6 protein-coding genes are annotated in these 7,977 nt (G+C 55.2%); 3 read left to right on the top strand and 3 right to left on the bottom strand.

Features of this window, described 5'->3' with window-relative positions; translation table 11 throughout:
- A partial coding sequence (locus ACWIUF_RS14170; protein WP_448573103.1) for a hypothetical protein occupies window positions 1–525 on the bottom strand: 525 nt, incomplete at its 3' end.
- 715 nt (window positions 526–1,240) lie between these two features.
- Between ACWIUF_RS14170 and ACWIUF_RS14165 the strand changes: the two genes are divergently transcribed.
- The 3 genes from ACWIUF_RS14165 (at window position 1,241) to ACWIUF_RS14155 (ending at window position 4,745) form a co-directional block, all read left to right on the top strand.
- Window positions 1,241–1,897, top strand: coding sequence for a vWA domain-containing protein (locus ACWIUF_RS14165; protein WP_448573102.1), 657 nt, complete (start codon window positions 1,241–1,243; stop codon window positions 1,895–1,897).
- Between the two features lie 9 nt (window positions 1,898–1,906).
- Window positions 1,907–2,698, top strand: coding sequence for a PP2C family serine/threonine-protein phosphatase (locus ACWIUF_RS14160; protein WP_448573101.1), 792 nt, complete (start codon window positions 1,907–1,909; stop codon window positions 2,696–2,698).
- 160 nt (window positions 2,699–2,858) lie between these two features.
- A complete protein-coding gene (locus ACWIUF_RS14155) occupies window positions 2,859–4,745 on the top strand; it encodes an alpha-amylase family glycosyl hydrolase (protein WP_448573100.1) in 1,887 nt (628 codons plus the stop codon).
- A gap of 34 nt (window positions 4,746–4,779) precedes the next feature.
- Here ACWIUF_RS14155 and ACWIUF_RS14150 read toward each other — a convergent pair whose 3' ends face one another.
- Window positions 4,780–5,913 carry an Rpn family recombination-promoting nuclease/putative transposase gene (locus tag ACWIUF_RS14150; protein WP_448573099.1) on the bottom strand — a complete coding sequence of 378 codons (1,134 nt, stop codon included), beginning with the start codon at window positions 5,911–5,913 and terminating at the stop codon, window positions 4,780–4,782.
- Window positions 5,914–6,172: 259 nt separating this feature from the next.
- Window positions 6,173–7,977 (bottom strand): BamA/TamA family outer membrane protein (locus tag ACWIUF_RS14145; RefSeq protein ID WP_448573098.1); only part of this gene is annotated, 1,805 nt, incomplete at its 5' end.

Genomic DNA, 7,977 nt, shown 5'->3' with positions numbered 1-7,977 from the left:
GGGTTCGGGTAAGGGGGTGTCGATCAGGGAGGGGACGATCGCTGCTACGCCTAGACCGGCTGCCGCTTCAGGGGCGAGCGCGCTAGGGGGGGTAGGGGTTTCGGCAACGGGTGTGGGTTCGACGATCGCGGCAGGGGGTGGGGCTATCCCCGCCATACTGGTGGCCGTCGGCAGGTTACCCGATTTCCCAAACACATCGATCCAGGTACTCAGGAAGCTTTGCAGATTCGCCAGGTTATCCTGAATGACTTGACAGCCTTCCCGCACCTGATCGCTATGGATCGGCCCTAGGGCCGCATAGTTCTCATGGGTGCAGACATCGGGACTAACGTCTGTGGTAACGGTCCCGGCTAGGAGATCAATCCGGGTTTGGAGTTGGGGCATGGGACTGGTGGCATCCACCGCATCGTCCGGTGTCAGCCGGGTGGTGATAGTTAGCTCGATCGCCTCGGTAAAGGCAAGCTGGAGCGCCTCAGCGACATTACCTGCCCGGATGAGTTGTTTGAAGTCGTCGCTTGCTGCCATGAGGTATCACCCAAATTTCGTTATGTAATGTTGCCAGTGAGGTTAGCAAACTTACCGAAAAACGCCCCCTGTTGCGGTCACTGTTGGTGGGCAAGTCCACGGACTGCTCCCGAACAGCACTCGCGATTCCGTCACGACGCTACAGGCGCATCGCCAAAATCCTGGATTGTGCCCCCTAAGATAACAGAGTTTTTTTCAGCGGCTCGTCTCCGGTTAGGAATTTTTTATCCTGACGGGGTGTGTCCTGCGGTTACCTAGCCAGCCAGCCGACTACCCTCGTCATCTTTCCCCAACACTATCCTTATTCTGCAAGCATTTGGGCGTTTTGGCAGGTTTCAGCGATCGCTTGGGCAGACCGACCACGCGATCGCGATCGCCCCGATGGATATTGTGAATATATTTGTAACTATAAAAATAGTCGTTGTTGCCATCAGTCCTAGCGGCGACAATCCCTGAAAGATCTGTGCAGATCTGTGCAGATCTGTGATGAGCGGCCATCTGGGATAGGCGTCTCGCGGTCCAGAGAACTCACCATCTCCGCCGGTCCGGGGGACTCACGCCAGGGGCTGGGGCTGGTGCCACGATCGCTAGCGTAATAAAATTCAGCAAGGGAATTTTCGGGGCAATCGGGGGATTGGCGATGCGTGTTTGCCCCGGCGACACCCCTTCAGCCCCCCGTCCTACCGCCGACCTTATACCGCAGCGAGGAAAGGAGATGCCTGTCGGATTACCGGAGTTTGTTGACAATCCAGAAAACCGCTGTCCTGTGATTCTCCTCCTGGATACCTCCAGTTCCATGTCCGGAGAACCGATTCAGGCATTGACCCAGGGCCTTCAGGTCTTCCGCGAGGAGGTCCAGCAGGATACCAAGGCAGCGCTCAGTGTGGAGGTGGCGATCGTCAGTTTTGGACCGGTGCAATTGTTGCAGGATTTCGTGACGATCGAACAGTTCAACCCGCCGCCCTTAGTGGCTGAGGGCTATACCCCGATGGGGGAAGCGATTAACTTTGCGCTGGATTTACTGGAAGGGCGCAAGGAAGTCTACAAGGCCAATGGCATCCAGTACTATCGCCCCTGGTTGTTTTTAATCACGGATGGTGCGCCTACCGATAGTTGGCAGGCCGCCGCTGCCCGGATTCGCGAAGGGGAGGCCAATCGCAAGTTTTGTTTCTTTGCTGTGGCAGTGGCCGGAGCGGATATGGACACTCTACGCCAAATTGCCCCCCCGGAACGTCCCCCCATCCAATTAACGGGCCTACAGTTCCAACCTCTCTTTGTGTGGCTCAGTACCTCCATGAAGCGGGTATCAAGCGCGAAGGTGGGGGAAGCCGTCGCCTTGCCCCCGGTAGGTTGGGGTCAAATTACTACCTAGGAGTAGGCTGTGAGTTGGACAACCATTGCGCGATCGGCGATCGGGACCCGGCATCAGGAACAGCAGTTGCCCTGTCAGGATGCGACCGCTGTGCGGGTGCTGGGCGAGGTCGCGATCGGGGCCGTGGCGGATGGGGCCGGGAGTGCGGCCTATGCCGACGTAGGGGCCAAACTCGCGGTCGAAACCACCCTCCAGTACTTGAGTCAGACCGAAATGTGGTTACAACGGCGGCAATTTTCCTGGTCAACCCTCCCCGACTTTCCCCCCGTTGATTTACTCCATCGTCTGTTTAGCAAAGCCGTCCAGCGGACCCGGCAAACCCTCCACCGCCAAGCCCAGGCAACCGACAGCGCCTTGGCGGATTTTGCCTGTACCCTTCTGCTATTTTTAGCGACCCCCCACTGGCTCGCTGCCATGCAGATTGGCGATGGGTTTATCGTTGTGCGGAGTCCCCATCAGTCCTATCAACTCCTCTTTCAGCCCGACAAGGGTGAATTTGCCAACCAGACCAGTTTTGTCACTTCCCCCGACGCGATCGCAACCCTGCAAGTACGGCTATGGGCCGATACCCCCAGCTTCATTTGTGCGGCCACCGATGGTGTTGAACGGGTTGCCATTCGCTTTCGCGATTGGACTGCCTTTCCCCCTTTTTTCCAACCCTTGGAAGCCTATCTCGAAGCCGCGTCGCCGCCTGACCCCGACGAGAATTACCTGGTTGATTTCCTCACCTCCGATCGCCTCAACGCCCGCACCGACGACGACAAAACCCTCCTCCTCTGCCACTATCAACCTTCCCCTTGAATCCCTTGGGGTGCCTGCATGTCCTTCGTACCTGGGGGGTCCTATTTCCCCACTCCCAAACCACCCGCCAGCGTCCGCAAAAGTTAATTTGTCATAACACCCCTGAGGACCTGAATCGAAACATGATAAGGTGCCCAAAGATCTTTCAGGCCCTATCCCTATGACTATGACTTCATCGCCGGTGGCGGATTTGACAGCAGTACGGGCAGCCGCTGGCTTTCTTGCGGATGAAACCGCCCCGACGATCGAAGCTGGTTTCGAGTTTTTATTTACCCGATCGCTAGAATTTCGCCAGGAAACCATCTATTTCATTATTGTCGATCGCTTCCACGATGGTAATCCCGCCAATAACGTCGGGCCAAATCCGGATTTATTTGACCCCACCCGACAGCATTGGGGTAAATATTGGGGAGGGGATCTCCAGGGGATTATTGATAAACTCGACTACCTAAAAGCATTGGGCATCACCGCCATTTGGGTTTCTCCCTTATTTGAGCAGGTTGAACATCTCCAGTTTGACCGCGCCGCCATGCATGGCTATTGGACCAAAGACTTTAAACGGATTAACCCCCGCTTCCTCGGAGCTGATGAAGACAACTCCCTCTTTAGTTGCACCGTCTTCGACACCTTGATTACGGAAATGCACAAGCGTGGGATGAAACTCATTCTCGATATTGTCTGTAACCACAGTAGCCCCGATGTCAATGGCCACAAGGGTGAACTCTACGATGACGGCAAATTAATCGCTGATTTCTACAACGATGTCAACCATTGGTATCACCACAATCCGGAGATTACCGATTGGGAGAATCCGGAACAGATGTTGTACTATGAGCTGTGTGGATTAGCCACCTTTAATGAGAGTAATCCCGACTATCGTCACTACATTAAAACGGCCATCAAACAATGGCTCGATCGCGGCGTCGATGCCCTGCGGGTAGATACGGTCAAACACATGCCGCTGTGGTTTTGGCAGGAATTTATGGCTGACATCCAAACCCACAAGCCGTCAGTATTTGCCTTTGGTGAATGGGGATTTTCCAAACCTCAGAATCGCCAGTCTACTGAGTTTGCCAACCGTTCGGGAATGTCGATCCTAGACTTTGGCCTGTGCGATGCGATTCGGGAAGCCTTAGCCTGGGATGCGCCGGGGGGGTTTGAGCGCGTCCAAGCCGTATTTGATCAGGATCAGGTTTATGACACCGCCAGTGAACTAGTGACCTTTGTAGATAATCACGACATGCAGCGATTTTTAAGCCTAAATCCCGATGGCGATCGTCTGCGCCTTGCTATTGGTTTGATCATGACCTGTCGCGGTATTCCCTGCATTTATTACGGCACCGAACAATACCTGTATGACAATACCCAGGGTGGGAATGATCCCTATAATCGCCCGATGATGACCCGTTGGGATACGGATACCCCCCTCTTTAAGGATATTCAACAATTCTCGAAACTACGGCGTTTAAATCCAGCCGTTTCCCTGGGGAACCAACAACAAAAGTATGTGAGCCAGGATGTGTTTTGCTTTGTGCGCCGTTATCGGGATTCCCGGTGTTTTGTGGCCATGAATAAGGGCAACCCAACGACGATCGATATCCCCCATACGGATCTTCAAGATGGTGAATACTTCTGCATGGTGACTAAACGACGTTTTGACGTGCAGAAAGGGGCTTTGCGAGGATTGAGCTTGGGGCATCACGAAATGGTGGTCTTGAGTGATATCGGCGATCGCGTCAAGGGGAAAACCATCGTCCGCGCCCAACTCAACGGAGTTTCAACCCAAATGGGGGAACGTATTGTGGTGGTAGGTGACCGTCCTGAACTGGGGAATTGGGATATTGCCCACGCCTATCACTTGGAATATATCAACCCCAACACCTGGTTTGGGGAAATTCCCTTTACCGAAAGTGCGGGTAAGGCCATTACCTATAAATACGCAATTCAACGGGATGGACAGGCCCCCATTTACGAAAACCTGGTTTGCCGTCGCTGGATTCTAGCCCCCGCCGGTACCGTTAAATGGAAGGATACGTGGTGCTCGTAGGCCGCGAGATCTTTTCAGACTCTTTTTCCCCTGGTCAGGTGAGGGAATCGCGATCGCTCGCCTGTGGAGAACGCTCTTGCTCCAGTGTTGGCACGTGAGCGACAAAGCCAGTCCAGGAGTCACACTGGAATGCGAGGTCTACTAATGCCTCTAGTTGTTCGGGTGTTAATGGTTCTAGCTGGGCTGTGATGGTGTCCGGTACAGTCGGAAAGCGATTATTAAGAACCTTCAGCAAGAGGTGCAGGGCTTCTTCCTGTCTGCCTTCCTGTCTGCCTTCCTGTCTGCCTTCCTGTCTGCCTTCCTGTCTGCCTTCCTGTCTGCCTTCCTGTCTGCCTTTCTCAATGCCGAGGCGCTCAATACTGGTGATGTACGGCATTTGTCCCTCCTGTTCGTAGGCGGTGATGATTTCCCAAACTTCGGCTTCAAGTGCTTGAGGTAATTGTAGAATCCAATCGATGAAACGGAAGAGGTTGATGATGTCCTGACGCTGGTAGCCTTTTTCGTATAGTCGCCGGATTAGCTGGATCTTGCCAGCTTTACGTTGCTCCAGATTCCGTTTACTGGTCAAGCTCTGGAGGTGTGCTAGGACGACGATCGCAAAGGGGTTGGGACTGTTCTCTAGCTCCGAGGTGCGATTCTCCTGTGGAGACGCTGCGCGAACGCGGTAGTCCAGCAGTTTCACAATCGGAAAATGGAATTCGAGGCGGCAGTTCAGGATTTCCTGGCGGTGAACCTGGGGTCGCCACTGGGGATTGGCATCACCGAGGATGGCGAGGCTGAGGACAGGACGGTTATAACGGTCACTAATCCGGTAGTTGTAGACATACATCCGTTCGGGGAAGTGGGGATCTTTACGGCCCTGGACTTCAATGTGGATGAGAATCCAGGTTTCGGAGCCGTCATGTAGCCAGACCTTGACGAGTTTGTCGGCAAAGCGTTTACTGCGTTCAGCGGCGGGGACGATTTTCTGGAGTTCTTTGTCGAGAAATTCGTGGGGTTGGTGCCAGTCGATGGCGGCATGAACGTCGGGGAAGAAGAACTGGAGGAATTCGAGGAAGTACTGTTCGATAATTTCTTTCCACGGCGAGTCCTGATCAGAGCGCTGCTCCGGCGGCGATGCAGTGCGATCGGGGCTGGGTTCCTGGGACGATGAGGGGGGATGGCTCATGGGGATATTCTAGTTCGGCCAACCGTCGTGATGGGTGCTGTCAGCTTTGATCAAGATGGGGTTGGTTTGCTGAGGCTGGGTGAGATCAGTTCGGGAAGGGTTTTGGCGATTGGCGGTTGGTGCCATTTCCCATACCAACTTCCCTTAGCCGCGATGCAATCTTGTGGGATAACCGTCCCGGCGGTCACTTCTGATAGACCCGGTTATCCCCTTGATCGGCTTGCTGATCCTTGCGGCAGTTGGGGTCGGTTAAGCGCGTCTAAAACCGCTGGCCAAAACCGAACTGGAGCAGCGTATCACCCTCATCGTTGATGCCATAGTCGGCGCGGATCAGTCCCACAGGCGACTGGACCCGTACCCCCAGGCCCATGCCAAAGCCCGTGCCCGGTTTGCCACGAATCACCGCAGGTTCCCCCGGTACCGTATCCCCGGAACCCAAGTCAGAGCCAAAGTCGGCAAAGACAACCCCCCCAAAGATTTTGTAAATCGGGAAGCGATATTCCGTCGAAGCAATCACATAGCTGCGGCCACTGCCTACTTCGGCAATCCCATACCCCCGCACTGAATTGAGACCCCCCAGATTAAAGGCATCATAGGGCGGCAAATCCCCCATGACCGTGCCACCCTGGACATTAAACGCCAAGACTTCCGGTTGATCGGCAAACTTGAGCCAATCGACGGGCAAGTAATAGCTATAGTCGGCACGCACGCGGTTCATCAGGATATTCCCCAGCCCAACAGGAATGGATTGCTCCATACTGAGCGAGAGACGCGAGCCTTGGGTGGGATTGGTGCGATTATCCCGCTGATCGTTGACTGCCTCAAAGGTGACGCTGAGTAAGTCATCAATGCCCGTGCCGCTAAAGGATAGGTCATTCCCCAACTCATCCTCAGGGGAGAGCGTGCCGTCGCTATCCCGGATGCTCGATCGCACATAACGCAAGCCCAGGGACCCCATCCAGTCAGGACTGAGGGGGCGTTCCAGGGCAAACCCGCCGCCAAAGCGCCCCAAGCGTGGCAAATCATTGTTGGGCAGATCCACTTCGGGATCACCGCCCGTAAAGGTGAGGGCCAGGGTGCGACGACGGAAGACTTCAAACGAATAACCTAGGCGATCGGGAGCCGTGTCACGATAGGGGTTTTTGAAATTCAGGTCAAACTGGACATCCCGCGTTCCCACCAGCAAATTCGTACCCAACTGTTGGCCCCGACCGTTGAAATTGCGATCGGCGTAGGTGAGGGTGCCATACACCCCGGCGCTGTCACTGTAGCCCCCCCCAAAGTTCAACGATCGCGACAGAACTTCTTGTAGGTCATAAATGACCCCGACCCGATCCGGTTCACCACTCAGGGAGAGGCCAACCCCCCCAAACAGGCCAAGATTATACAACCGTTGGAGATCGGCCTGGGCAACGCTTTCCTGAAAAACGCCCTCCTCCCGCAGTTGGATCTGCTCCCGCAAAAATGATTCCCTTGTCCGCCCCTGGATCGGTTGAGCGTTCGCATCCACAGGATTGCCATCGCGATCGAAGAAACGAAATTGGATCGACCCGATCACCCCTTCCGAAACCTCTAGGACCACCACCCCTTCGCGACTAGGGCGGATCGCCAACACCTTGGCCAGGGTGTAACCATTCTCCTGATACCACTGGTTAATCTTGCGCGCCCCCGCATCCAGGGCAATCGGGTCAATCATGACATGCCGCTGGATACCCAACAGTTCAACCGCCTTGGCTGGATTCAGAACCTGAGCGCCCACCAATTGCAACGATCGCACCACGATCGGATCAACCTGAAACACCACCAGCAAGCCATCACTGATGCTATAGGTTTGGTAGCTGACGGCGAGAAAGATCCCCGTTGCCAAAAGATCCGCCACATCCTGGTCCAACTGCTGGCGGGTGGCCATGCCCCCCGCCTGGGTCGTCAGGACATTTCGCATAAACGCCTCAATACTGGGGCTGCCACCCACAATGCGCACCTCCCCAATCATCACGGCCCTACCCGGTTCCAGGGTCATCGGCTCCGCATCAGCGGCGATCGGGAGCGGGGGTGGGGGGGTAC

This window comes from Trichothermofontia sp., assembly GCF_053493415.1.
Note: the sequence above shows the minus strand (reverse complement) of the source record. Positions and strands in the feature narration are given on the sequence as shown.

What these genes read in the sequence shown, in the direction of transcription:
- ACWIUF_RS14165 (WP_448573102.1), top strand. Translation starts at nt 1,241, where the DNA reads ATGCCTGTCGGATTACCGGAGTTTGTTGACAATCCAGAAAACCGCTGT.
- ACWIUF_RS14155 (WP_448573100.1), top strand. Translation starts at nt 2,859, where the DNA reads ATGACTATGACTTCATCGCCGGTGGCGGATTTGACAGCAGTACGGGCA.
- ACWIUF_RS14150 (WP_448573099.1), bottom strand. Translation starts at nt 5,913, where the DNA reads ATGAGCCATCCCCCCTCATCGTCCCAGGAACCCAGCCCCGATCGCACT.